This window comes from Chitinivibrionales bacterium (genome assembly GCA_035516255.1).
Classification (GTDB): domain Bacteria; phylum Fibrobacterota; class Chitinivibrionia; order Chitinivibrionales; family FEN-1185; genus FEN-1185.
This window is the reverse complement of the sequence record DATJAL010000054.1, coordinates 1-26,197: the sequence shown is the minus strand read 5'-3', so window position 1 is coordinate 26,197 and position 26,197 is coordinate 1. Positions and strand designations below refer to the sequence as shown.

Annotated in this window: 21 protein-coding genes; 16 read left to right on the top strand and 5 right to left on the bottom strand. The window is 54.6% G+C overall.

Features of this window, described 5'->3' with window-relative positions; all coding sequences use genetic code 11:
* The first annotated feature begins 30 nt into the window (after positions 1-30).
* The 3 genes from VLX68_16900 (at position 31) to VLX68_16890 (ending at position 4,299) form a co-directional block, all read left to right on the top strand.
* On the top strand, positions 31-2,982 hold the full coding sequence (locus VLX68_16900; protein HUI93925.1) for a glycoside hydrolase: 2,952 nt from the start codon (positions 31-33) through the stop codon (positions 2,980-2,982).
* 229 nt (positions 2,983-3,211) lie between these two features.
* Positions 3,212-3,412, top strand: a complete 201-nt coding sequence (locus VLX68_16895) for a hypothetical protein (protein HUI93924.1) — start codon at positions 3,212-3,214, stop codon at positions 3,410-3,412.
* A gap of 581 nt (positions 3,413-3,993) precedes the next feature.
* Positions 3,994-4,299, top strand: coding sequence for an RNA-binding protein (locus VLX68_16890; protein HUI93923.1), 306 nt, complete (start codon positions 3,994-3,996; stop codon positions 4,297-4,299).
* A 137-nt stretch (positions 4,300-4,436) separates the two neighbouring features.
* On the opposite strand, the gene VLX68_16885 is transcribed toward VLX68_16890, so the two are convergent.
* Together VLX68_16885 and VLX68_16880 are read right to left on the bottom strand one after the other, a co-directional pair.
* Entirely contained in the window at positions 4,437-5,264 is an 828-nt protein-coding gene (locus tag VLX68_16885) for an MBL fold metallo-hydrolase (GenBank protein HUI93922.1), read from the bottom strand.
* Positions 5,265-5,283: 19 nt separating this feature from the next.
* Positions 5,284-6,906: a hypothetical protein gene (locus tag VLX68_16880; GenBank protein HUI93921.1), complete on the bottom strand. Its 1,623-nt coding sequence runs from the start codon at positions 6,904-6,906 to the stop codon at positions 5,284-5,286.
* A gap of 255 nt (positions 6,907-7,161) precedes the next feature.
* Between VLX68_16880 and VLX68_16875 the strand changes: the two genes are divergently transcribed.
* From VLX68_16875 to VLX68_16815, 13 genes are all read left to right on the top strand, one after another.
* A complete protein-coding gene (locus VLX68_16875) occupies positions 7,162-8,688 on the top strand; it encodes a glycosyltransferase family 39 protein (protein HUI93920.1) in 1,527 nt (508 codons plus the stop codon).
* A complete protein-coding gene (locus tag VLX68_16870) occupies positions 8,685-11,198 on the top strand; it encodes a patatin-like phospholipase family protein (protein ID HUI93919.1) in 2,514 nt (837 codons plus the stop codon). Before VLX68_16875 ends, VLX68_16870 begins: the two co-directional genes overlap by 4 nt.
* A 44-nt stretch (positions 11,199-11,242) precedes the next feature.
* Positions 11,243-12,376: a histidine kinase dimerization/phospho-acceptor domain-containing protein gene (locus tag VLX68_16865; GenBank protein HUI93918.1), complete on the top strand. Its 1,134-nt coding sequence runs from the start codon at positions 11,243-11,245 to the stop codon at positions 12,374-12,376.
* 17 nt (positions 12,377-12,393) lie between these two features.
* On the top strand, positions 12,394-13,011 hold the full coding sequence (locus tag VLX68_16860; GenBank protein HUI93917.1) for a hypothetical protein: 618 nt from the start codon (positions 12,394-12,396) through the stop codon (positions 13,009-13,011).
* Positions 13,012-13,026: 15 nt separating this feature from the next.
* Entirely contained in the window at positions 13,027-14,157 is a 1,131-nt protein-coding gene (gene proB / locus VLX68_16855; protein ID HUI93916.1) for a glutamate 5-kinase, read from the top strand.
* Positions 14,158-14,214: 57 nt separating this feature from the next.
* A complete protein-coding gene (locus VLX68_16850; protein HUI93915.1) occupies positions 14,215-15,474 on the top strand; it encodes a glutamate-5-semialdehyde dehydrogenase in 1,260 nt (419 codons plus the stop codon).
* Between the two features lie 30 nt (positions 15,475-15,504).
* A complete protein-coding gene (gene hisI / locus VLX68_16845) occupies positions 15,505-15,861 on the top strand; it encodes a phosphoribosyl-AMP cyclohydrolase (GenBank protein ID HUI93914.1) in 357 nt (118 codons plus the stop codon).
* 25 nt (positions 15,862-15,886) lie between these two features.
* Positions 15,887-16,543: a bifunctional 4-hydroxy-2-oxoglutarate aldolase/2-dehydro-3-deoxy-phosphogluconate aldolase gene (locus VLX68_16840; protein HUI93913.1), complete on the top strand. Its 657-nt coding sequence runs from the start codon at positions 15,887-15,889 to the stop codon at positions 16,541-16,543.
* Complete coding sequence (gene alr / locus VLX68_16835) at positions 16,540-17,697, top strand: alanine racemase (protein ID HUI93912.1); 1,158 nt, start codon at positions 16,540-16,542, stop codon at positions 17,695-17,697. Before VLX68_16840 ends, alr begins: the two co-directional genes overlap by 4 nt.
* 96 nt (positions 17,698-17,793) lie before the next feature.
* Positions 17,794-19,323: a tetratricopeptide repeat protein gene (locus VLX68_16830; protein HUI93911.1), complete on the top strand. Its 1,530-nt coding sequence runs from the start codon at positions 17,794-17,796 to the stop codon at positions 19,321-19,323.
* A gap of 40 nt (positions 19,324-19,363) precedes the next feature.
* The gene (locus VLX68_16825; protein HUI93910.1) at positions 19,364-20,224 is read left to right on the top strand and encodes a GGDEF domain-containing protein; all 861 of its coding nucleotides are present in this window, start codon (positions 19,364-19,366) and stop codon (positions 20,222-20,224) included.
* A gap of 327 nt (positions 20,225-20,551) precedes the next feature.
* Positions 20,552-21,220 carry an NUDIX hydrolase gene (locus VLX68_16820; GenBank protein HUI93909.1) on the top strand — a complete coding sequence of 223 codons (669 nt, stop codon included), beginning with the start codon at positions 20,552-20,554 and terminating at the stop codon, positions 21,218-21,220.
* 27 nt (positions 21,221-21,247) lie between these two features.
* The gene (locus VLX68_16815; protein HUI93908.1) at positions 21,248-22,804 is read left to right on the top strand and encodes an FAD-binding oxidoreductase; all 1,557 of its coding nucleotides are present in this window, start codon (positions 21,248-21,250) and stop codon (positions 22,802-22,804) included.
* Between the two features lie 3 nt (positions 22,805-22,807).
* Here the strand turns inward: VLX68_16815 and VLX68_16810 are convergent, their stop codons facing one another.
* The 3 genes from VLX68_16810 to VLX68_16800 are packed head-to-tail and all read right to left on the bottom strand — an operon-like array spanning position 22,808 to position 25,933.
* Positions 22,808-23,818, bottom strand: coding sequence for a phosphotransferase (locus VLX68_16810; protein HUI93907.1), 1,011 nt, complete (start codon positions 23,816-23,818; stop codon positions 22,808-22,810).
* Positions 23,808-24,758 (bottom strand): sugar phosphate nucleotidyltransferase, encoded by a 951-nt coding sequence (locus tag VLX68_16805; GenBank protein HUI93906.1) that lies wholly within the window; start codon positions 24,756-24,758, stop codon positions 23,808-23,810. The genes VLX68_16810 and VLX68_16805 overlap by 11 nt, the downstream gene beginning before the upstream one ends.
* A complete protein-coding gene (locus tag VLX68_16800; protein HUI93905.1) occupies positions 24,755-25,933 on the bottom strand; it encodes a DUF1343 domain-containing protein in 1,179 nt (392 codons plus the stop codon). The genes VLX68_16805 and VLX68_16800 overlap by 4 nt, the downstream gene beginning before the upstream one ends.
* Positions 25,934-26,197: the final 264 nt, after the last annotated feature.

Sequence of the window (26,197 nt, the reverse complement as noted above, 5' to 3'; positions counted from 1 at the left end):
TCTCTGTGGCTATTTTACCGTGGAGGCCTTATGAATCTTTTCATCGGAATATTTGTCATTTGCCTTACCGCCTTTTGCGGCGCTTTTTCCCAGAACCTCATCACCAACCCGGGATTTGAAAACGATTTGACCGGTTGGAACACGTTCTGGTCTCGCGATGCTGGCGCCGGCTCGCTCATAGTAGTGGCCGCGCCCGTTCACAGCGGGGCAAAGGCCGCGCAGGTCAAGCACTGGGGAACCCTGGACTGGAGCGTGAGCCCTTCAGCCGTGGTCACGGTGAAACCGGGCCAGCTTTACGAATACAGCGCCTGGATACGCACCGACACGCTGCCTTCCGGCGCATCCGCCGAGATCAGCGTTGTTCTTTATGATTCCATGAACAACGCCGTGGATTGGTCGTACGCGGCAAAGCAATGCACCCTTTCCACAGGATTTACGCAATACAGCACACGGTTTCTTATCCCGACGCACATCGCCACCATACGGCCGCGGCTCATGGGAAACGACACCTGCGGCCTCTATGCCGACGATTTCTCACTGACGCTGGTCGACAGCGTTCCGGCCGGTTACGCGCGGCCGTATGTTTTACAGAATGCGAACATCAAGGTCATCATCAATCCAATCTCATTCGATCTGACCCTGCAGAGCACCGCCACCTCCAGAACGTATGCGGCCTCCGGTGTGGGCGTTTTTCAGACCTCAAGTGTCGATTCGTTTCCCGATTCGCTGGTGTTTCATTGCACGTATCTGCCGGACAACTGGCCCGTTGCAATTTCGATGTGGCTTGAGGGACCGGCCCTTGGTATCAGGCTCTCCGGTACCGCTGCTTCCCCCATGTCAAGCGACCTGGATTTTCCCGGTCCCATCGCCGCGCAGGCCACCGACTTCCTCATAATCCCGAAGGGAACGGGCGTCATCTGCCCGGCGCAGGGCGCGCCCGGGTACATGAGCAGGTATTACTGGATCGGCATGCACGACTGGCAGAGCGACCTGTGTTTTACCGGCGTGACGGACAAGACCTCCGGCTACATGATCACTTCCGACGACCCGTGGTTCACGCGCGTGAGTTTCACACCTGCCGCGGGGACAACCGCAAACGCGCCGCACATCACCCTGGAGGCGGCGAAACATCTGTTTTCCAAGGACAGAACACTTTATTACACCCTCATCGATACCGGCGGATATGCAGCGATGTGCACCTGGTACCGATCTCACGTGGAAAAGCTCGGGTACGCTCGAACGTTCGCCCAGAAGGCATCGGTTGTGCCAAATATCAACCGCATGAAAGGCGCTGTTGATTTCTGGATTCTTGGCAAAGGGTTCTGGCTCCCCACGGCGGACTTCTTCCGGAACCTCATTGACAAAGGCATGGACCAGGCAATCTTCTCCGGCAATTTCTCAAACGCGGTAACAGACACGCTGAACTCGCTCGGCTTCCTTACCAGCGAATACGACTGCTACTGCGACGCCTATCCACCGGGCAACGCCGGTTACCAATCCGATGGATACAATACAGACGCAATAGTCAATGAAGACGGCTCTTACATGAACGGCTGGCTCGCCTACCTCAGCGGCGGGGGCACACTCCAGGCGCAGGAGGTGTGCGCTGCCTCACACTGCAAGTATGCCATTCCACGCATCGCCGCCGAGCGCGCGACCAAGCACCTCAACTGCCGGTTCATCGACGTTGAACTCGCCATGGGCCTTGAGGAATGCTGGTCGCAGACGCATCCCGTCAACCGGTACACCGACGCTCTTGCGCGCGAAAAGCTGTTCGACACGCTGCGCACGACATTCAATCTCGTGCTCGGCGGCGAGCAGGCCCGCGACTTTGCTTTCCCGTTCGTCGATTACGGCGAAGGGACCATGAGTCCCTGCCCCGCGACGAACGCGGGCTACGACTGGATGACTCCCGCTTCTCCGGATTCCGATTTTGTCCATTACGACGTGAACCCGGCCATCCGCGTGCCGCTGCACGGCCTCATCTATCACGACGTGCATGTCCCCACCTGGTACACCGGCGACGGCGTGTCCCGCGTGCCCGCGTTCTGGGATGCGAAGGACCTGTTCAACATTCTTTATGCCTCCATGCCGCTGTTCATGCCGCCCGATACAGGCTATTGGAAGGCCAACTTCGAACGTTTCTTGACAAGTTACAACCTCGTGTCGGCAGTTACCAGGAGCGTCGGGTTTGCCAGGATGACCGGCCACAGTTTTATAACGCCGGATGCAATGGTCCAGCAGACGGCATTTGATGACGGCTGGACCGTTACGGTCAATTTCGACTCCGCGAAAACCTACGCGCTGGGCCCAACGACACTCGCATCACGGGGATTTTACGCCACCGACGGCAGCCAGGAAGTGTACCGCCTGTCGACAGGTTCGGGTACAATCGCGTGCGCAAAGCTTTCCGACCGTCTTTTCGTGAACGGCTACGGCGCTTCCACCGAGGCGGGCGGCGTCAAATCAGCAGGCGCGGTGTTTTTGAGAAAGGACAGCGCGTGGGTCCATCTGGCTTTTATCGGGAGCCAGAGTTTTGTTGACGTTAATCCGGGCAAGTTGCCGTGGCCGCTGGCCGGGATGAGAGTGTTTACAAATGGAAATTCTCAGGAAATAACGCTTGCGCCTCAAACTGACGGTTCTTTCAGGATTAACAGGCTTGCGGGAATAGATAATTACCGGATAGAAGGTGTCTTTTCTTCCGCGTCGCCATCAACGAAATATCGTCAAGCGCCGTCACTTCTTATCCGTCCCATAAGGTCCCGTCAGGTCCTGGTCATTTTTCGGGACGTCCCTAACACATCAACTGCCGTTTCCATTTTCGACTTTCGCGGCCGTCTCGTACAAGAACTAGCAATTTCGCAACAGAACAATTCCTCTACGACAAGCCTGATTTCAAAGCCTTTGAAAAGAGGAATTTATCTTGTGAGGTGTAAAAGCGGCCAATCTATGGTGACACAAAAGTTTGCAATAACAAATTAATTTGTTGAAGTTCGAGCCTTGCTTTGCGGTATTGTTGAAAAGTTGAATAGTCGAAAGGTTGAAAAGATAAATCAAAAGGAGATTCCCAATGGCAAAAGCCAGCACCTACCTTAATTTCCCCCGAAATACCGAAAGTGCATTTAACTTCTACAAAGCCGTTTTCGGCGGAGAATTCAACGGAAAATAATGCGGTTCGGGGAGGTGCAGAGGAGCAAGGGCATGCCGCACCTTGACGAAAAGGACAGGAACCTCGTCGTTCAACACAGAACTTTCCCTGCCCGGCGGCTATGTACTGATGGGCACTGATGCGTCGGGATCAATGGGCTTACCCTTGAAAACCGGCAACAACATTCACCTTTCGCTTGACCTGGGCACACGGGCAGTGACAAAAAGGATTTTCGAGGCGCTGTCCAAAGGCGGCAAGAGGTGACCATGGAACTGCAGACCATGTTCTGGGGCGCGTATTACGGCGCATGCACGGACAGGTTCGGCATACGGTGGATGGTTAATTGCACAGCAATGGAAAAGTGAAGATGGTTAAACTGTATGTCGAGGGGTTGAAGCAGGCGGCGCGGGCCAGAGAAAAAGTAAACGCGTTGACGGGTTGACGCGGAAATAAAGAGTAGCCTTTTTACAGGGATTAATTATAAGTGATACGCTGACAGATATTTGGACTGAAGCGTCAAATGATCTTGGTTTGAATAGCTCCATTTTCTGGTTTTTTTTCTATAGAACAATGCAGCGGCAAACAAAAGCGTCAGACCAGAATGACGAATTCAGGTTCGTCTTCCGACTATCATCTTTATTCCTCCCCGCACTACCCCACACCTAATCCACGTCACATTAATCCCCACCCCATCAGTCCCACCGGGGTTCATTACCCTTAGCCGATATTTTTTTCTTTATTCTTTTGGATTTTACCACTTGGAAATGTTATATTGCTTCCAGGCAATCATGCCAGCGAGCCGAGTGGCTCTTATCAATTCAACAGTTTCTAGAGAGGTGTTTTGTATGAACATTTACGTTGGTAATTTGTCGTTCGAGGCAACCGAGGCTGATGTACGCCAGTTGTTCGAGGCGCACGGCCAGGTTGCGACGGTGTCGGTCATCGAAGACAAATTCACCGGAAGGCCGAGAGGTTTTGCATTTGTCGAAATGCCCACGGACGCCGAAGCCCAGGCTGCCATCGCAGCCCTTAACAGCAAGGAATTCAAAGGCCGTCCCCTCACCGTAAACGAGGCGCGTCCGCGTACGGAACGCCGCGGCGGTGGCGGTGGCTACAGAGACAACAAAGGTGGCGTTCGCCGCGCGTGGTAATCCCGCCGGATTTTTCAACACTTTTGCATTCTCACGCTTAGCTGATAAAGAATTTCGTTGCAGTAAACATTACTGTGAAGAAATGTGGGTCAAGGCATTTGCCGGCGGAAAGCCGGCAGATGCCTTTTTTTATATGATTACGGGGTTATGCTCTGCGGAGAAACCGCAAAATAGTATCCGTTGGCCACGGCGGAAACCGTACCCTTTATCGCGGTTTCGAACAGTTGCACATGCATCTGGAAAAGCAGGTCAAGAACGTTTTGAGCAGGGTGCCCGTACGGATTGTCTATCCCGCAGGAAATCACGGCCGCCGACGGGTTGACATATCCGTAGAAAACAGGGTCAACCGAGCTTGAAGAGCCGTGATGCGGCACTACGATGACATCCGACCCGAGCGAAAAGCCGTAGCGAGCAGCCAGTTCTTGTTCGGCAAACGTGTCGATGTCCGAGGTGATGAGCACCGCATTTGCCCCGTACCTGACCATAAAACACAGGCTGTACCGGTTCTTGTCATCGTCAATCACCGGCACGCTCACGGCGAGGTCGCGCGGCGGCCACAGGCATTCCACTGAAACGCCGTTCAATCCGCCGATGGTGTCGCCCTCCGCTATGGTTCTGAAGGATATTCTCCCCTGCCACGGTCCGCAGTTTTGTCGAATCAGCCCGGTGTCTTCGAATATGCTGGTAATGATGAGGCCGGAAAAAGCTACCGAATCTCCAAGCCTGTTCAATCCGCCCATGTGGTCGCTGTGCGAGTGAGAAATGGCAATGGCGTCCAAATGCGGTCTGCCGAGTTCATTGTAGACCCTGTTCCACTCGGTTGCGGCTCCGGTGTCGCCCATGTCCCAGGCAATCGCATCCACGCCCGTTTTTCCGATCTGCGCAAGCCCCTCGCCGACATCGACGACCGTGAACGCAAACCGTTCCCGCGCGCCCTGCTGCCGTACGCACGATGCCGCCATCATCAAAAACAAACTGCATGCGCTAAAAACAAAAATACGCCCGTGCATTCATATCCCATTTCCGTTGATGTTGTTCATCGGTTGACGATGCGAGATCCCATTCGCACCATGTTTTTTCAAACAAGCGAAGTTCCTGCTTGACGCCAAGAGAAGCATCCCACTCGTGCGTCGTTGTCCCGAACAATGTCGCATACGGCCCCAGGCTCAAACCGGGCAGGAGATCAAACTCGGTCACCATCCGCGAAAAAGCGCTCTGAAATCCCGTGCTTGAGGAATAGGTCCGTATCGAAAGCCCTGCTTTCACGCGGGACGAAAAATTGCGGTCTATCGAAACAAGCGCCGCGTGAGATTCCACCGATGTTGCAGTTGACATGCGATACGTATACAACACCCGGTAATCGAAGAACAGTTTGCCCGAAGCGCCCGCCGTCGCGCTGAGCGCCGCGTTGCCGCCTTGCAGCACCGACGACAGGTCCATGGTTGCAGCAAGCGCGTTCGAGACCTTGAATCCGGTGCTGCAGTCGATCAGGCTGATGTCGGAGCCGGAGCTGTCTTTCGCGTCAAGTTCGTCCTTGCAGTCAAACGCGATCCTGCTGCGGTTCAGGGTGAGCGGACCGGGGATTCTCGCCGTAAAGAGCTTTACTTCCGCGCCCGAGCTCTTCGTGGTGAATTCCGCGCTGAACGGCAGCGCCAGGGGGCGGCTGTGCTCCAATCCGGTATTGATCTGAATGCCGTAGCCGTTTTTATTCATGGAAACGCCGCCATGGACAAAATAATCTCTGGCCGGTGCGGTGCTGTCCTGCGGCGCGGAAGCCAGACTGGATATTCCCGCCTTCGCGCGAAGCACGTCATTCGGTTTTGCTTCGCAGAAAACGCCGTAGGCCTGTTCCGTCAAGCGGTCATGGAAAAACGCGGAAACCTCGACATGTTTCCAGCAATCGGTTTTTGCGCTCAGCCCGTTCCATGTGCCGGTCATGCCGTATTGCCAGTTGGAAAGCGTCGCAGTCGGTGGATTATCATTTGGAAAATAGCCGTAAAACAATCCACCGTCTTTTATCTGCTGGAAATTTCCAATTTCAAAAGAGGCTATTCCGGGAAACGCCGCGGAAAGCGTCCGCCGCTTCCACAGCAGCGCCGTGTCGCCGAGGCCGGCCGTTCCCTGCAAAGAAATCCCCTGATGCGGTTTTAACGAAAAACGCGTCAGCGCCGTCGTGTTCCACGATTCATCGGTGGAAACGGCCACGCCGGCATCCGACATCCGCCGCATCCCGGCATGGGAAAACGAAAGAATGGGCTCGTATTTTTTAAGCTGCGGATAATCTGAAAAAAACTTCGCAATGTCTTCCGGTTTCCAAGGCTCATAGCGGGCAAGCTGCTCGCCAGAAACCGGCAGGTCCTGCAGGCGGTTGTCAAGCAAGTCGTTGAGATATGTAAGTTCGCCGGCCGGCACCTCGATCGGCTGGACATAATAGGGTTGCAGCATGCTCCATTCCAAGGAGTCAAGCGCTCCTGATTTGAGCATGAGCGACGCCTCATGGACATCGCGCGGAAGCACGCTGGTACGGAGGGTTATCGGAAAGACCATGGAGTAAAATCCGAAGATGAAAAGAAACGGTAAAAAGAAAATAGAGTGTAACCGAAACATGATGATCTATTTAAGCCTTGAAACAGATTTTCTGGCCGCCGGATGTTAAAGGGCATAATAAATATCAATCAAACCCAATCCTGATATAAATTCCATTTAATCGTAAACTGGACTCCCGCCTTCGCGGGAGTGACATCACTCATCTATCATATCTACCACTAATTCCTGCTGATCAAAGTATTAAAATATCAAAAACAGACCTTTAACAAAAGGCATATTATTCCGCCACGTTGTATTTTATGAAAAAGAGTTACAATGGATCCCCATTCCAGCAGCTTCTTGGAAGAAAACGCCGGCATAAATGCTGTCTTTCATGGCCAATTCCGCAAGACGGACCTGTTGGCATATTCGCTGCTCGCCGCGGTGTTTCTTTTCCGGCTGATCTACGCCGCATTTCTTCCCATTGTGCCGGACGAGGCCTATTACTGGGACTGGTCGCGTGACCTTTCGTGGGGCTATTATGACCATCCCCCCATGATCGCCTGGCTCATTTTCCTATCACGCAAGGTCTTCGGCGAAACACTGCCCGGCGTACGGTCTGCCGTCATTGCCTGCGGATCTCTCGCATCGGTGGTTTCATACCTTCTTGCTAAAAAGTATGTCGTTAAAACCTCATCTCTCCTCCTATGGATCGTTATTTCCAACAGTGTTGTTTTGTTTTGCGTCGGGTCGCTTCTCGCCACGCCCGACATACCGCTCGTGCTGTTCTGGTCCCTGTCGCTGTTCTTTGGATATAAGGCCGTCTTTGAGCCATCGTCCATCTCATGGATCATTCTCGGGATCGCCGCCGGGCTCGGCCTTCTTTCCAAATACACCTTCATCCTTTTTCCGATCTCACTTTTCATTTTTCTGGCCGTTTCCCGCGACCACCGCGCCTGGTTCGGCCGATGGCAGCCCTATGCCGCGGCCTGCATTGCGCTCATTGTTTTTCTTCCCAACCTGATTTGGAACCAGCAGCATGGATGGCAGGCTGTCATGTTCCAAACGTCACACGGTTTGAATAAGCACATTGCACTGCATTTGGATACGCTCGGTGATTTCATTGCGGGCCAGCTCGGCGTCCTGTCGATTTTTCCGTTTGTCCTTCTGGCCTGGGCGCTGTGGTTTTTCCTGAAAGCCAGCACTTTACAAGGGAAAATAGTCTACCTTGTTTCTTTCTGCATTGTTCCTTTCGGCTTTTTCCTCATCGCGAGCCTGCAGAAGAAAGTCGAGGCCAACTGGACCGCCTGCGCCTATGTGAGCGGCATTATTCTTGTTTCGCTCTTCTGGGAGAATCTCGATCCGGCAAAAAACAAAAGCATACGGCGTTTTGCCATTGCCTCCGCGGCGATCGCCGCCGTCGCGGCCGCTACCATACTCGCCCATTTTCAAATACCCTTTCTTCCTCTTCCGCCGCAGAATGATCCATCGGCGCAGGTGCGCGGCTGGAAGGAGCTGGCAATTGACATTGACGGAATTCGGGAGCGGATCGATCCGCACCGCGCATCGCCCCTTTGCACGCAGCGCTACCAGGAAGCTTCGGTTTTCGGCTTTTATCTTCCCGACCATCCCAAAATGTTCGCCCTCAACACGAATTCACGGGACAACCAGTATTCACTGTGGCCGCAGCGCAGGCCCGCGGCGGGTTCAAGCGTCTTCTTGCTCCATTCGACGGATGATTGGTTTCTTGATACGATCATCAAGAAAAACTTTTCAATAATCGCCCTCAGGGACAGAGCGACGCTTCGTCAAAGCAAAACCATCACGAACGACTGGGGAATTTATTCAGGAGTCCTGAAGTGACGGCCGCGCGCCAGCAGCATACCATACAACTTCTATCGGCACTGGCTCTCTGCATCCTGTGCCTGCTTTCGGGACCCGCCAGATGTTCCCCGAAGCAATGCGTCATTCTCGTTCTCAGCGGCGGCGGGGCGCGCGGCCTTGCGCAGATCGGCACGCTCAAGGCGCTCGAAAAGACGGGCATAAAACCGGATCTCATCGTCGGGACCAGCATCGGCGCGATCATCGGCTGCCTCTATGCAGCGGGATACAGCGCCGACAGCATCGCGCGGTTCGCAAAATCGGTGGACTGGGGAGATATTTTTTCGAACGAGCCGCCGCGCAAAGAAATGCTGATGAGCCGCAAGAGCGAGACGGGAAACTACCTGTTCGAGGTCCGCTTCGATAAAAATCTCAATCTGCTTCTCCCCCATTCAATCTCCGAGGGCCAGGTGTTTTACACCGTGCTTGCGCCGAAGCTCGCGGCAGTTCAGCACCGGTTCGGCGCCGATTTTGACAGCCTCCCCATCCCGTTGCGGATCGTTTCCACCGACATCGTTACCGGCCGCATGGTGGTCTTTTCGAAGGGCAACCTCACCGCCGCCATCCGCGCATCGTGCGGGTTTCCGCTCATATTCTCTCCTGTCAATGTTGACACCATGCTACTCATGGACGGCGGGCTCATGTCGAACATCCCGGTGTCGGTCGGGCTCGACGAGTTTCCCGGCTCCTATGTGATCGCCGTTGACGTCACTTCTCCGCTGTGGGACAAGCAGTCCCTTTCCAATCCGGCGCGGCTCGTCGACCAGGTCGTGAACATCGGGCTTGCCAAGCAGAAAGCGGCGGAAAAAAAGCTCGCCGCGACGCTCATCACGCCCGACCTTTCCGGGATCCTCAACACCGATTTTTCCAAAGCGGACACCATCGTGTCGCGCGGTTACGCGGCATCCATTCCCGCGCTTGAAAAAATACAGGCGGCGTCCGCCGATTCTGCGGGCATTCCGGCGCCGTGCAACAGAAGTGATTCCGTTTCCGGCCCGTTCACTTTTCTTTATGCCATCGCTCCGGTCGCCGCCTCCCTTAAAAAGGCATTCGTCGGCACGGCAGCTGTTCCCGTTGCTGAATTCAAAAAAAAGGTGTACACGGTCCTTGCAGCGCAAGGCCGTCCCTTTGACCGGATCCGTTCCATCGCGCGCAAGGATTCCAGCACCGTCGTGACGCTCGCACCCGGTATCGTTAAAGGATTTTCCGTCACTGGAAACAACGTCACCAATTTATTCGTCATCCAGACCTCGCTCGGCATGAATGCCGGCGACACACTCACCCCGCAGAAAATCAGCAGGGCCATGTCGGGATTGTATTCCACCGGTTTGTTTAAAAATGTCAATATCACCGCGGACACCGGCGGAATGGTCGAGATCGTGCTCACGGAGCAGGATTACTGGCGCGCCCGCGTCGGCCTCCGGTTTGACGAATACAATCTGCTCGAAGGCTATGTCCAGCCGGCCTACGAAAACCTTTTCGGGCTCGGCATCTCCACATCGCTGCACCTGCAATACGGTTCGATGAGGGAGAAATATGCGTTTGAACTCCTCGAAAACCACATTTTCTCCTCCGCCATCGCGAACATGGTGCAAGTCCAGGGATATCTCGCCCGCGAGCGCGTAGTGACCCGCTCGGAATACGCGGATTCGCTTGACTCAATACTCACCCATGTGAAACTCGAGGAGCAGACGCTGCAGAAACTGGGCGTCATGGGGATCGCCGGGGTGCAGTTGGGAAAGTTTTTCATGCTCGAAGGCGGCATCAGGTTTGAGCGATTCGCCGTATATCAGTCAATGGCATTCAAGGATCCTTTCGGCGCATTCAAAGGCGGCATGGAGTACCTGATGCTGCGTCTCAGCGGCGACGACCTCGACAGATTTCCCTTTCCCGAAAAAGGACAAAAACACTATATTACTATCGGCGGGGCGCATGATGTCATCGGCGGAACAGCAGGTTTTTTTAAAATAGACGGGCATTTCAGCCAGTATTACACGATTGGAAAAATCCATACATTTTCACCCCAGTTGCAGTTTGTGTGGGCCACCGATTCGATGCCTGACGTTGAAAAAGTGTACCTAGGGGGAGCGGGGCCCGAAGAAAAATACAAGGAAATAGGCGTTTACAATTATATTCCCTTTTTCGGACTACGGCCGCGCGCGATGCCGGGCGATATCGCGCTCCTGTTGCATGGGGATTACCGGCTGAAGCTCCAACAGAGCCTGTACTTATCGTGCTCGTTGGATTGGGGTTATGCATGGCCTTGGAAAGATCGCTGGAAACTTGATAGTTTGAGATGGAGCGGACTGCAGAAAATCGGGTCGGAGTTCCTTGACCAGGCGCCGTTAGGAATCGGCATAGGAGTCGCCTACGATACCCCGTTGGGGCCCATCCGTTTTTCATGGGGCAGGCTGCTGCGCAACAAGCTCGATCCCGAACTTTCGATTTTGTCGGAAAACCTTTTTTATCTTTCTCTTGGGCATGATTTTTGAATTTTTTCACGCGTTTCTTCGCCGTTTTTAAACGTTAAGGCATTATGCGTCTGACCATTTCCTCCAAATTATTTTTGGGATTCCTCTGCGTCATTTTCTTGAACGCCATCTTCGTCATCCTCATCAACAAGCTATCGGACCTCAACAGCCTTGCGGACATCCTCAAGCGGCAGGACCATGTAAAAAACGAACTGCTCAATGTTGCGAGCCTGCAGAGCGACAAACGGAGGAGCCGGACATCATTCGAGGCCATCGGCAGGTCGGAGTCGGTGGAGAATTTCAAGCAGACCGGCAAGACCATGCTGCAGGGGCTCGATTCGGTGAACCTCGAACTGAGCGCCATCTCACGCCTCGACTCGAGCGTGTTCCGCAAGTCCGTCGCCACCAATGATCATTACGAAAGCCATCTGAAACTCCTGTCGCTCGTCAACGCCGTGGAGCAGTATACGGCGCTCTACGACAAATCGTTCGCGACGCTCGCCTTTTCCGGCAAGCGTCCCGACTCCCTGAAATACGTCGCCGGCGACAAAGGGCTGCCGCTCATCCGCGTCCTCGATTCCGCCGACATGCGTCTCACCAAGTCGCTCAAGTCGGCCGATTTCCTCATCGACGAGCAGACCAAAAGCGCCATCAAGGCCACCGAGGGAAGGATCAGCGACATCAAGCAGATGACCATCATCATCCTCGGCATCGTCGTGCTCGTCGCCCTCGGATTCGCGCTCTTTTTCTCGCTCGTCATCACGAATTCCCTGCGTCGCCTCAAGGAATCGGCGAGCCTCATCGGCAAGGGCGACTTTTCCTTTGACAAGTCGGGCTATCCCACGGATGAGATCGGCGATCTCGCCGCCGCGTTCTACGACATGGCCGCCGACCTCAAGAAGACGCAGGAGGAGCTGGTGAAATCGAAGCGGCTCGCGGCGATCGGCGAAGTGGTCGCTTCCGTCAACCACGAGATCAACAACCCGCTCATGATCATTTCGGGGAACGCACAGTTTCTCCAGATGTCCATGAAAGACTACCCCGAAGAGATGAAGGAGCGCGTGAAGGTCATCCTCGAGGAGACCGACCGGATCTCTGCGGTAACGAGGAAGATGCGGGAGATCAAGAATCCCATCGTCGAGGAATACACATCGAGCGGCGAGCAGATGATAAACCTTGACAAATCCTCCACCGAATAAGAAACTCAGCACGTTGTATGCCGATCATGCCCACCACACTTCAAAAACCGCCGCACCCGGTTAGAGTGCCGGTGCGGTTCTGTGTCGTTGCCGCCCTGTTTTTCTGCGGGTGCGCGGCGAGCAGCCACGCCCAGTACACCTATGAAAAACGGCTTCTTGCCGAGGCCGAGTCAAAGTTCGAGGACAAGCGGTATCCGGAAGCGCTCAAATTGTATGAGGAGCTGGCGAATTCGCCCGCGTATGCGGAGACCGATGCCGCGCGGGTCGCCCTCTACCGCATCGGCTATATCAACATCTATTACGACAACCCGAAGGCCAACCCGAAAGCCTCGCTTGAGGCATTCAACTCGTTCAAGGCGCGGTATCCCGAGGACAAATACACCGGTGAAGTCAACACCATCGTCAAGATCCTCGTGGTGCTCAAAAGCTTCGAGGACCAGTACGACGCGACTACGGCGCGCATGAAAAAACTCCAGAACAAGACCGCCATTGAAAGCGGGAGCCTCGACACGCTTCTCGAGACGATCCAGCGGTGCTCCGCCGAGCGCGATTCGCTCGATCTCGAGCGGGCCATGATGGTAAAAAAAATTGTCGAGCTTGAGCAGACCATTGTCAAAATGGAAAAAACACGGTAAAGGCCGCCAATTCCCATGTCCTCCCCCGCCTTCCGCAAGGAAATCACCGCAAATTCGACGATCGTCGTGAAAGTCGGAAGCAGGATCCTCACTTCGCAGGATAACGTCCCGAACCTCAGGCGTGTGGGCGGGCTTGTGGACGCCATAGCCCTGCTGGTCCGTTCCAGGCGGCGCGTGCTGCTCGTTTCCTCGGGCGCCATCGCGCACGGCATGATGGCGCTGCGTTACAAAAAACGCCCTTCGACGATTCCCGAAAAGCAAGCCTGCGCTTCCATCGGACAGATCCGCCTCATGAACATGTACGAATCACTGTTCTCTAAGCATGGCGTGCCCATCGGCCAGGTGCTGCTTTCCTGGGACGACCTGCGGGACAAGAAGCGGTACCTCAACCTGCGCAACACGCTTTTCCAGCTGTTCGACATGGCCGCCGTCCCCATCATCAACGAAAATGACTCCGTGGCGGTGGAGGAAATACGGTTCGGCGAAAACGACACGCTTGCGGCCCAGCTATCGATGCTCGTGCAGGCAGACCTTTTCGTGAACCTCACCGACATCAACGGCCTCTACGATGCCAACCCTGCGGTGAGCAGCGAAGCGCGCCAGATTCCTGTCGTTCAAAGCATTACCCCGGCAATCCACCGGTACGCTTCCGAAAGCTCGAGCGAAATAAGCGTCGGCGGCATGCGCACCAAGCTCAAAGCGGCCGAGATGGTGACCAGGGCCGGCATCACCGCGCTCATCGGCGACGGCTTCCACCGCACACTGCAGCAGGTGCTTGCCGATCCCCAGGCAGGCACCCTCTTCTTGGCCGGCGAGAAAAAAATGTCTGCACGCCACCGTTGGATCGCGTTTACGGGCCAGCCCCGCGGAACCGTCACCATCGACACGGGCGCGATGCGGGCGATCACCGAAAAGGGAAAAAGCCTTCTTCCCGCCGGCATCCAGAAAATTTCAGGCACGTTCAAGACCGGCGACATGGTTGACATACAGGACGCCGAGCGCCGGGTCATCGGCCGCGGGCTGGCGAACTATTCCTCGGTAGAAGCCGAGAAAATCGCCGGGTGCAAGACCGCCGACATCGCCGCGCGGCTCGGGCAGAAGGCCTTCGACGAGTTCATCCACCGGGACAACCTTGTCATCCTCTGACCCCGCAATAGTTATTTTCCTACCATAAACGATACCGGTTACCCCGAGGAAACACCCATGACGTCCTTAACAAAAACGATTGATGCGATTGCGCGGAAGGCCCGCGCGTCAAGCATCGTGCTCGGCGACACGGCCCAGGACAAGGTTGACAATTGTCTGCGCTCGCTTGCCGGACTCCTCGACGCTCAGAAAGACGCGCTGGTCAAGGCCAACCGGAAAGACATCGCCCTGGCGCGTGCAAAAAGACTTGCGGCGCCCATGATCGACCGTCTCACGCTCTCCGACAAGGCGTTTGAGTCAATGAAAAAAGGGCTCAACGCGGTCGCGGACCTTTCAACGCCCGTTGGTTCCATTTTCGACGAGCACGTGCGGCCCAACGGGCTTACCATTTATAAAATGAAAGTCCCCATCGGCGTGATCGCGATCATCTACGAATCACGCCCCAACGTCACCGTCGACGCCGCGTCGCTGTGCCTCAAGTCGCGCAACAGCGTGATCCTGCGCGGCGGAAGCGAGGCATTTTTTTCGAACAAGGCGCTCGCCGCGCTCATCGCGAGGGCGTGCGCGGGCGCGGGCCTGCCCGGGGACGCGGTCCAGCTTGTCCCCACCACGGACCGGAAGGCCATCGATATGCTATTGACAAAAGATAACGACATCGACCTCGTGATCCCCCGGGGCGGCGAAGGGCTCATCCGCGCCGTGGTGGAAAAATCCCGCATTCCCGTGATTAAACACTACAAGGGCGTGTGCCACGTGTATGTGTCGCGCTTCGCGGACATGGCAAAGGCCCTCCCCATCGTCGTCAACGCAAAAGTGCAGCGGCCCGGCGTGTGCAACGCCATGGAGACCCTGCTGCTCGACAAGGCGCTCTCCAACCCAAACAAGCTGAAAATCCTTTCGGCGCTCGTTGAAAAAGGCGTTATCCTCTACGGCGATCCAGCGGTGCGCAGGCTCGTGCCGTCGGCAAAACGTGCCACGCGCGACGACTGGTTCGCCGAATACCTTGATTTGCGGCTTGCCGTGCGCGTGGTCGACAACGTCGGCGAGGCAATTTCGCACATCAACGCCTTCGGCTCCCACCATACCGACGCCATCGTCACCGACTCAAAGGAGGAGGCCGACCAGTTCGTGCGGCTTGTTGATTCCTCGTCGGTCATGGTGAATGCGAGCACCCGTTTCTCCGACGGCGGTGAATACGGCATGGGCGCCGAGATCGGCATTTCCACGGACAAGCTGCACGCGAGAGGGCCCATGGGCGTGGCTGACTTGACGACATACAAATGGGTGGTGAGGGGAAATGGACAGATAAGAAGTTAAAAGTTGAGAGTTGAAAGATCGAAGTGAACAATGAACCTAATTGATTTTATAAAATTCGACGCAAACGGCCTGGTGCCGGCAATCGCCCAGGATTACAGCACCAATCGCGTGCTCATGGTTGCATACATGGACCGCGCAACGCTGGAGGAAACATTTGCCACTGGCAGAATGGTGTATTTCAGCAGGAGCAGGAAAAAGCGGTGGCTCAAGGGGGAGACATCGGGTCATTTTCAGGCCGTGCGCGAAGTGTATGCTGACTGCGACGGCGATTCCCTGCTTTTCAAAGTGGACCAGACCGGCGCGGCCTGCCATGAAGGGTATTTTTCGTGCTTTTTCCGGAAACGCAAGGACGATGCGTGGGAGATCTGCGATAAAAAACTTTCCTGACAAATGCATCGAAGGACGCGCCAGCATGAGAAAATCCGGAACGCTTTTTACTCTCCTCGATATCGGCATTATCCCTATTTTCCGCACATCGTCAGAGGGCAATGCCATTGTCGTCGCCGAGGCCCTCATCAAAGGCTCGGTCCCTGTTCTGGAACTTCCCCTTTCATTTCCCGGTTCGCTGACGATAATTACAAAGGTCGCCAAACGCTTCGGCAAAGATCTTCTTCTCGGCGCCGGAACCGTTCTCGACCCGGAATCAGTACGTGACGCCATCGAAGCCGGCGCTCAATACATCGTGAGCCCGGACTCGAACCCGGAAGTCATCAAAGCATGCATTTCGGCGGATGTCCCGTGTTTCCCAGGCGCCCTCACGCCCACCGAAATTGAAAACGCCATTAAGGCGGGTGCGTCTGGTATAAAAGTTTTCCCTTGCAACGCCGTGGGCGGCCCTGCCTACATCAAGTCGCTCAGTGCTCCTTTTCCTGAAGCGATCTTATTCCCCTGCGGTGGCGTGAATATTGACAATGCGGAAGCTTACCGGAAAGCCGGCGCATCAGGCCTGTTCACCGGCGCCTCTTTCATCAGCGAGAGCATTATTCAATCGGAACGATATGATGAGATAACGAAAAATGCGCTAAAACTGGCATCAATCATTCACTCATCCAGGAAAAACAAACCGTGAACGATAAAACATCCTGCAATCCTTATATCGAAGTGTCCTTAGACAACCTCCTTGATAATCTGGCGGAAATACGGCGCACCGCGCCAAGCGGAAAAGGCATTATGGCGGTTGTCAAGGACCTTGCCTACGGATGCGGCTCGGTCATGGTAAGCAGCGCTCTCCAGCAAAGCGGCGTTGCATGGCTCGCCGTGGCCACCGCCGGCGAAGCGCGCGTGCTCAGGGACAATGGCGTCACGCTGCCGGTCCTGATCCTCGGCCCGTGCTCGGCCGAGGAAATCTCCTGGGGAAACCAAAACAACGTCAGTTTTTCCTGCAACGACCCGCTTGACCTTGGGCCAGGGAACGAATCAGGCGCACCGGTAAAATTTCACCTGAACATCGATACCGGCATGGGGCGCCTGGGGGTGCGACCGGAACAGATTTCACAGGTGATTCCGCTGCTTACGGCAAACCGAAAACTGATTTGTGAGGGCGCTTATACCCATTTGGCCTGCGCGGACCGCCCCGACACCGATACCGTCGCCCTCCAGCTCAAACGGTTCAGGGGAGCGCTTGACCTGCTTCACCAGAACGGCATCTCGCCGAAGCTCATCCATTACGCAAACAGCGCCGCGATCATGCGCTTTCCGGTCTCGCCGGAATGCACGCTCGTGCGTCCCGGCATCGCCCTTTACGGATGCAAACCGGACCCGGCGCAAGATTTTCCGCTGCATCTTAAATCCGTGATTTCGCTCAAGGCAAAAGTCGCAAAGATCAAACGGGTTCCGAAAGGCACCTGCGTCAGCTATGGCGGCCGTTATGTCACGTCCTCCGAAACCTGTATCGCCACCATCCCCCTCGGCTACGGCATCGGCCTGCCCCGCCTGCTTTCCAACAAGGGCCAGGTGCTGATCAAGGGAAAACGGTACACCATTGCGGGCACGGTCACCATGGATTTCATCATGGTGGACGCCGGTGCGAAACCTGATTTTTCCATCGGCGACGAAGTCGTGGCAATCGGATATCAGGACGGCGAATACATCAGTCCGGACGACGTGGCGCTCCATGCGCAGACGATCGGGTACGAGATCCTATGCGGGCTGAGCACCAAGCTCGACCGATACTACCTCCGCGGCAACACCGTGATCCGTCACCAGCCGGGTTTCTACTTCTGACAACCTGGCCAGGAGTCCCGCCTGCGGCGCTTCCCTAAAATTCCGTCCGCGTCCTTTCATTATCAATTATTTTTTCCCGCAAGGAACCACCGTTTCATGGAAGAATGGCTCGAAATACAGGATCTGTCCGACCGGGTCGAAGACCTCCTCGACATAGGCCTCTGCGACGATGCCCTCGCCCTTCTGGAGCCGTACGCCGTTTTGTACCAGGACGAATGGGAACTGTATTTTCTTTACTCCCGCGTTTACATGGAAAAGAACAATCCCCGCGAAGCGATCCCCTACCTTTATAAAAGCCTCAAGCTCGACAAGAAAAACGTGGACGTGCTGCTCGGCCTGTTCTATGCCTTTGCCCAGCTCGACCACTTTAAAAAAGCGGCCAAATATCTTTTGCGCGCCGAACGGTACAATCCCGATGTCGAGGCGGTGCTCAGCGCCATGATTTGGTACTGCACCGAGCTGAACCAGTTCGACCGGGCCATCGGTTATTTCGAAAAAGCCCTGAAAATAGGGACTGACAATCCCGACACGTTCCGCAACGCCGCCATCACCTACGAGCGCATCGGGGATCACGAAAATGCCGAGACTTGCTTTAAAACCGCGCTCCAGCTCAATCCACAGTTCGACGAGGCGCGCGACCTTTTGGCCGACCATTTCCTCTTCCGCGGCGAACCGCACAAGAGCGTGGCGCTGTACCAGGAGTACCTGAAACAATCGCCGAGAAACATCAGGACCCTGTCGCGGCTCGTGTTCTGCCTTTCCCAGAACGACCAGATGGACGACGCACTCGCGCTCGCGCAGGAAACGGTGCGCCTGTATCCCAATTCACCGGTGGGGTATGTCGACTGCGCCTACGCCTACCTTAACAGCGGCAGGCTCGACCTCGCCCTCCAGTCGGCAAACAAGGCGCTCGACGTTTCGCCCATCGACGCCGAGGCGCTCCGCGTCAAGGCCATCGCCTATTCGGAAAAACAGGAAAACAAGGAAGCGCAGAAGGTGTTTGAGGCCGCACTCGCGCTCGAGCCGCATAATCCTGAAATCATGCGCGATTACTACCATCACCTGCGGAACATGGGTAATTTTTCCGCAATGGAAAAATTCGTGTACGCCGTCATAAGGCAGGAGCACCCGTACTGCATCGAGGACTACTGGTTTCTCGCGGACTTTTACCGTGAACAGGGAGACAACCTCAGGGCGTTCCACTTTCTCCACAGCGCTTACGAGAGCATGCCTGGTGAGAAAGAACTCATTCCCCCTATGATCGACATCATGCTCGACACCGGCCACGTGCGCTTCACCACGCCGTTTCTCAAGCATTATGCCGAAAAAAACGGATGGAACGACATCATGGTTCAGTTCGCCCGCCACAAGCGGCTCAAGGGAAAATGGAACCAGGAGGGCATGCGCTTCCTCCGCTATTATTGCGAGAAGCCATCAGAGTTCCGCAAATATGTCTTTCTCGTGTACCTGGAAAAATTCATGCTTGCGGGACTGCTCCTTCTCTTTCCCTTCCTTGCCGTTTTTTGTTTTGTTCTCAAGGGAATTCCCGGCGTCCTCGTCCTCACCGCCTTTTCGGTGCTCCTCGCCGCCGGGTGGAAATCGGCAAAAATACTGTTTAAGTGGTAGTTTTTCTGCCTTTATTCTATACTTATCCTATAGAGACACCATGCGTTTATCTCAATTCATTTATTCGGTTCCTCAGCCCGTACTCTACCTTTTTTACATCGTCGCCATCATCTTCTTTTGGGTGTTCGACAACATCACGGGCCCCGATCTCTCATTTCTGGTGTTTTACCTGCTTCCCATTCTGATGGCGACATGGTATTCGGGTCGGCATGCGGGCAGAATCATTGCGGTGGTCGGCGCGGCGGCGTGGTTTTTTTCCGACGTCATTTCCCATTCATCGTATTCGCATCCGATCGTGCCGTACTGGAACGTCACCGTGAAATTCTGCATTTTCCTGATTGTCGTCGAAATCCTCTCACGTCTAAAGACCGCGCTGGCGTCGGAAAAAAACCTCGCGCGGAATGACATGCTCACCGGTGCCGCAAACCGCAGGGCCTTTTTCGAGGGCGCTATGATCGAAATTGACCGGGCGCAACGGTACAAGCACCCCTTCTCCCTCGCCTACATTGATCTCGACGATTTCAAGGCAATCAACGACACCATGGGACACGACACCGGCGACCTGGTGCTCCGCACCGTCGCCGCGACGATCCTGAAAAACATACGTTCCACCGACCTCTTCGCGCGCCTCGGCGGCGACGAGTTCGTGCTGCTGCTCTCTGAGACCGGCGACGGGCAGGCGCAGGCGGTGATTGACAAGGTGCATGCGGTACTCGACGAACGGATGAACCGGGCGCGCTGGCCGGTGACGTTCTCCATCGGCGTCATGACCTTCATCCGCCCACCCTCGAGCGTGGAGGAGATCATCAAAAAGACCGACGCCCTGATGTACGCCGCGAAAAAAGAGGGAAAAGACCGGGTGAAGTATTCGGTGTGGAGGGAGTCGGGGTCGGTGGTGTAAGTATTTTTTTAAAAAAATCTCTCGCAAAGGACGCAAAACTCAAAATGTTATCGGATGATAACAAATTTATTCTGTACCTTATACTCCCCTGCGGTAAATGAATAAAGATAATTGCCCGATCGTATATTCTCTACAGGCGGGACAACAGCATACCTTCCACCGGCCTGCTTCTTCTTGACAAGCGAGCAAACCAGCCGTCCTGCAATGTCATAGATCTTTAGCAATCGGTTTACGATGGATCTAATCCATTAGGATCCCTTCACTAAAATAGCACATAAAAATTCATATACTTTATCTCATCCGAACATGTTATTTTAAAACAAAATCATGCTTCCCTCCGACTTCCGCTCCGAGCCCAAAGTGCTTCAATGGGAAAAGGCCCTTCGCGATGCCGGCTGCACGATCAACGGTCTCACGCCCATTTCCCTGCTCCACAGCAAAAACGGCGAGCTCCTGTTCGCGCTCTGCGAGGCAAACGTCACTGATCCGCAGAAAAAAAAGCTCCCCAAATACATTTTCATCCGCGGGCATGCCGCGATCGTCGTGGCGCTGCTGAGGAACAAGGACACGGGCGTCGAGCGATATCTGATGATCCGGCAGCGAAGGATCGGCAACGGCACGCTCAATCTGGAATTTCCCGCGGGAATGCTTGACCGTGAAATAAATAACGTTGAAGCGGTCGCGGTAAAAGAACTTTTAGAGGAAACGGGCCTTTCAATCACCACGGAAGCCCTGCGCCCCCTTCATAAAGGCCCGCTCTACAGTTCGCCCGGCGCATGCGACGAGGGAATTTTTTACTTTGGATGCATTGTGCCCCTTTCCAATGAGGAATTCTCCTCGTTTGAAGGGCGAAAGGCAGGCAGCAAAAGCGACGGCGAGTCCACCGCCGTGTGCCTCTGTACGCAACAGGAGGCGGAAGAAGAAACAACGTCCCTGCAGGTGAGGCTGGGATTTTACCTGTTCAACGAGTATCTGAGAAACATTCGCCGGGCTTGACCGCCTCCCCAACCTTATTCGACCCTCATGAAATCATTTATCGGCAGAGAAACCATTCGGGAAGCGGCGCCCGAGCTTCTGTACGACGAGTCCCGCTTTACACTGGGAATTCCGGAAAAGGTTTACTTTCCGCAAAACCTGAACGACCTTCTTTCCGTTGTTCGCGGTTGCAACCGCGACGGTACCCCAATCACCGTAATTGGCGGCAAGACCGGAATAGCCGGCGGATGCGTGCCGACAGACGGCTGCACCGCAATCTGCATATCGGAGACGAACAGAATCCTCAGTGTTGACAAAAGCGACGATGGCACGCGGGTGCTCTTATGCGAGCCGGGAATTACGCTTGAAAATATCGCGGCCTTTCTTGATCGGCCCCGGGCATGGCCGTATCCGGTTCCCGGAACAAACCTGCTTGAAGGAAAGCAATGGCTGTATCCGCCAGACCCCACCGAAACAACGGCGCAGCTCGGCGGCACGGTGGCGACGAACGCGTCCGGCGCGCGGTCCTTCCATTTCGGGCCGACGCGTGCCTGGGTGCATTCCCTTTCGGTTGTGCTTGCAAACGGCGGCACGCTCAATTTGAAGCGCGGCGACTGCAAGGCACGTAACGGCGTTTTTGCTGTCACTACCGGCCAGGGAAGCGTCTTTTCCGTCAACGCGCCTGCCTATAGAATCCCCGCAATTAAAAACGCGAGCGGATATTATGCGGCGGACGACATGGATCTCATAGACCTTTTTATCGGTTCGGAAGGAACGCTCGGGATTTTTTCAATGGTGGGAATCAGGCTGGCGCCGAAACCTTTTTTTGCGGCCGGACTCAGTTTTTTTCCTTCCAGAAAAGCGGCCTTTGGATTCGCATCTTTTCTTAGAGATCAACAACAGGTTCTCGCAATAGAATATTTTGACGAGACTGCCGTCGCGTTCCTTGAATCGGTGAAAAAAGATTTGCCTTTTGCTCTTCCCGATTTCCCGCCGGACAAAAAATATGCCGTCTATTGGGAATGCCGCGACGATAGCGGCGCGCAGTTTGAGGATCAAATGGACAAATGGGAGGAATCGCTGTCGAGCCACGGTTCTTCCTTTGATGATACCTGGAGCGGATTCAAACCAAAGGAAATTGAGAAGCTCAAGGCGATACGGCACGGCATTCCCGAGGCGGTCAACAGCGCCATCGCCCGGTACAAGCGTGATCACCCGGATATACGCAAAATCTCGACGGACACCGCTCTCGCATCGGGAAAATTCGAGGAAACCTTTGATTGGAGCATCGACAAGGTCAAGGCCAGCGGTCTGGCGCATGCGGCGTTCGGCCACCTCGGCGATTTTCACCTGCACATCAATCTGATTCCGCGCAACTCGCAAGAAATGGCGACAGCAAAAGAGCTGTACGGGGAACTCATGGCGGCCGCGATTTCGGCCGGCGGCACGGTCTCGGCGGAGCATGGGATAGGAAAATTGAAGACGGCATATCTGAGGGAAATGTACGGTAAAAAAGCGATCGCGGAAATGAGGGCGATTAAAACCGCTTTTGACCCGCAATGGCTGTTGAATAGGGGAACGTTGTTGGATTATCCGGCACAATAACCCTCAGCATTTCTTCTTGCACGCTTCACCACATGCCCGGACGATTTCCTGAAGCACGGGGAACATACTCTGCCCATCAGCCATTAGCTCCAGCCGTTTAAGCGCAACCGGAATAAACGCGCGATACCATTCCTTCCCTTTATGGATGGATAAATTGGCAAATGCCCCGAGCGCCTGCATGAGCCTTTGCAACGCGCAAATTTTGAATGACCGTTCATCGATGTTGCCCGGCGCTATTGACATATAATATTCAAGCAGCAGCCCGGAAAACGCCGGCGTGAGTTGCTTCACATAGGGATCGAGCAACAGCGACGCCACGTCGTAACCGGCCGGGCCGCGGCGTGCGCCCTGAAAATCAACAAACCGTATTTTTTCAGCCGCCAGCATGATGTTTTCGGATTGGAAATCCCGGTGGATGCATACCTTCGGCAAGCCGGCCGCTTCCCGGGCTATGGCCCGGCGCTCATTTTCCCATTCGGCGGAGACCAGCTTTTCGAGTCCGAAATATTCCCGCACGCAGTGCTGGGTGAAATAGTCGCTTTCCCACAAAAACATCTCGAGGTCCATGTCGCGCGCCGCAATCGTTGCGCTTGCTCCGATGTCAAGCTGCTGCCATTGCACAAGCGCGTCGAGCGCCTTTTTGTAGATCGCCTCCATGGATGCCGCTGTCGCCGCTCCTGATGCGCAATATTTCTTTAATGTCAATGCACCCAGGTCTTCCTCAAGGATAAGGCCGTGGCCGTCGTCGCTGGCAAAAATAGCCGGCAAAAACGGCACATGCGCCGAGACATCCTTCTGGATGGAAAGAAAACGGCGCCAGTCGTGGTCGCTGCTGTCCCAGACAACCAGGATATATGAGTCGTTTTTAACAGGCGCTTTTATCCGGACAAACCTGCGGTCGGAGCCGGCGTTTCCTGCCGAGGTGATCGACCACGAATCCGGGCTGAAAGACGGTATCACGTCTGCAAGAAACGTCTTTTGCGCAGGTGTCAATAGTACAGGCTCAGGAGCCAAAGGAGATCGCCCCGTATTTTGTAAAAAGTGAGTTTTTTACGATTGCGTGTTCAGGGACAACGGCATCGCTGAAAATAATTGAGCGTGAAATTTCGCAGGACGAGGGCATGAACGGTGCATCGACCCACGAATAGGGTCCCAGTCTTTCCCGCAGCGACATATCAAACGATCGCGGACATGCCTTTTTCTTTTTCCCGTCAACGATCAGGTGCTCCGGAACCGCAAGCCGGCACTTTTCGTCAAGAACGTCAAAATGAATTCCGGCCAAGGTTGCGGGAGTACCTAAATCAATCCAATAGTCCGGCTTTGCCTCAATGATTTTCACTGACATTCCCTGCTCCCGGCAGCGTTTCCACACGGGAAGAATGGAAAAATCCTCTGCAGTGAGAAGGTTGATGATTTCCTTTTTGTAAAAAGCTATTCCCATGAATTCAGCGCCGCGGGGCTCTCCCCTGCATCCGCCGGGAACCCCGGATTGTTCCGACCGCGCGCCGATATAGTCTTTTGTTTCCGCATCGTACCACAGCGTACCACGGGTTGACACAATAGAAACAAGTCCCGCGCCGCAACTCATGTTAACAAACGCCCCAAACAGCGACCTAAGATCAAGCGTGGCAACGATATCAACATTTGCGACGCAGAAATATTCCTCATCCGCAAGAAAGTCCCTCGCAAAAAACAGCGCGCCTCCGGTGCCCCTGATTTTTCCCGCCTCATGGAATATAACGCAGTCAAGTTTTGCATCAGTTATAAAATCCTGCACTTGCTCAGGATGGTGGTGCGAGTTGACCGCAATCCTGTCAAATCCGTTTGCCGAGAAGAAATCATGCGCTCTTTTTAACAGCGGAATGCCGCAAACCGGGACAAGCGCCTTGGGAACATGGTCGGTAAGCGGCTTGAGCCGCGTGCCGAATCCGGCTGCGAGAATGAATCCGGTCACGAAGCCTTCTCCGGATAATGCGAGACATTTTTAAAGACGGGAAGAAACGCTTTATACGATTGCTTCCAGGATTCTTTTTCCTTGCGCAGGTCAGCACCGCGCATGAAGGCATTCCGCAGGGTCGTGTCGCCGGACAGGATATCGAATGGCATGTTGACCGTGTCGTATTCGTAGGGCGGCTGTTTAAATGAGAATTGGCCATCCGAATGTTTGATGACAGCCTGAAGCAGCGCCGCCGTTGTAAGGACCGGTTCGTACTTTCGGGGATCGGTCACGTGCACCTGCAGGCCATAACAATATTTACCCTGCCATTTCTGGAACGTCGGCATAAAATCGTGCTTACGGAAAACACATCCTTTAAGATCGTATGGTGCGATTTCTTTCACCAGTTTATCCGCGTCAAGATACGGCGCTCCGATGATTTCAAACGGCCGTGTTGTGCCACGCCCTTCCGATAGGTTTGTCGCCTCAAGAAGGACTGTGCCGGGATACACCACCGCCGTATCAAATGTTGGTATATTTGGAGACGGCAGCACCCATGGCAAGCCGGTTTCGGGCCACAGGGAATTCCTTTGCCATCCTTTCATCCAAACGACCTGCAGGTTGACAGTAGGAAAATAAAAGTTTTTAAGGAGCAGCGCCATCTCTCCCATCGTCATTCTGTGACAAAGCGGAATCGGCGCGCCGCCGACAAACGAATGAAATTTGTCCGAAAGCATTGGGCCGTCAAACGGCAGCGCCGCGATCGGGTTTGGTCTGTCAAGAATCCATAAAGGGATGCCTGCCTGGCTGCAAGCCTCCATGCAAAGCTTGACGGTCCAGACGTATGTGTAGGGGCGCGCGCCCACGTCCTGCAAATCAACCACGAACGCATCGAGCGCCGAAAGGCTTTCCCTGCCGGGCTTCCTGGTTTCGCCATAAAGGCTGTACACCGGGATCTTCAGCACCGGATGAGTGTATCCCTGCCATTCCACCATGTTGTCCTGGGTCTGGCCGAACATGCCGTGCTGCGGGCCGAACAGGGCCGCGAGCTTGCAGGGGGATTTGAGAAAAACATCAACGGCATGGCGGTATTTCGACGTGATCGAAGCGGCGTGGCAGAGCAGGCCGATCTTTTTCCCGGCAAGTTCTTTGGGAAATTTTGCTGCGACGATGTCAAGACCGGAGCGGGTCATTATTGTTTTCTTCAAATCGATTGAAGGATGTGATAGAGAAAATATACAAAAAGCGGTGACGGCAAATGATCATTCATCCTCATCAAATAAAAATGCCTTGTTTTTGATGTAGATCAAGAATTGTTTTAGGTAATTATAAAACATCTTGCACAGGAATTATCTTGTGCATATGGGCTTTAGTCAATTAGAAACCTTTGAATTCATAGGGAAAACTGAAAACAGGGCAAAACTGTTCCTCAGAAAATTCTGTTGGAAAAAAGGCCA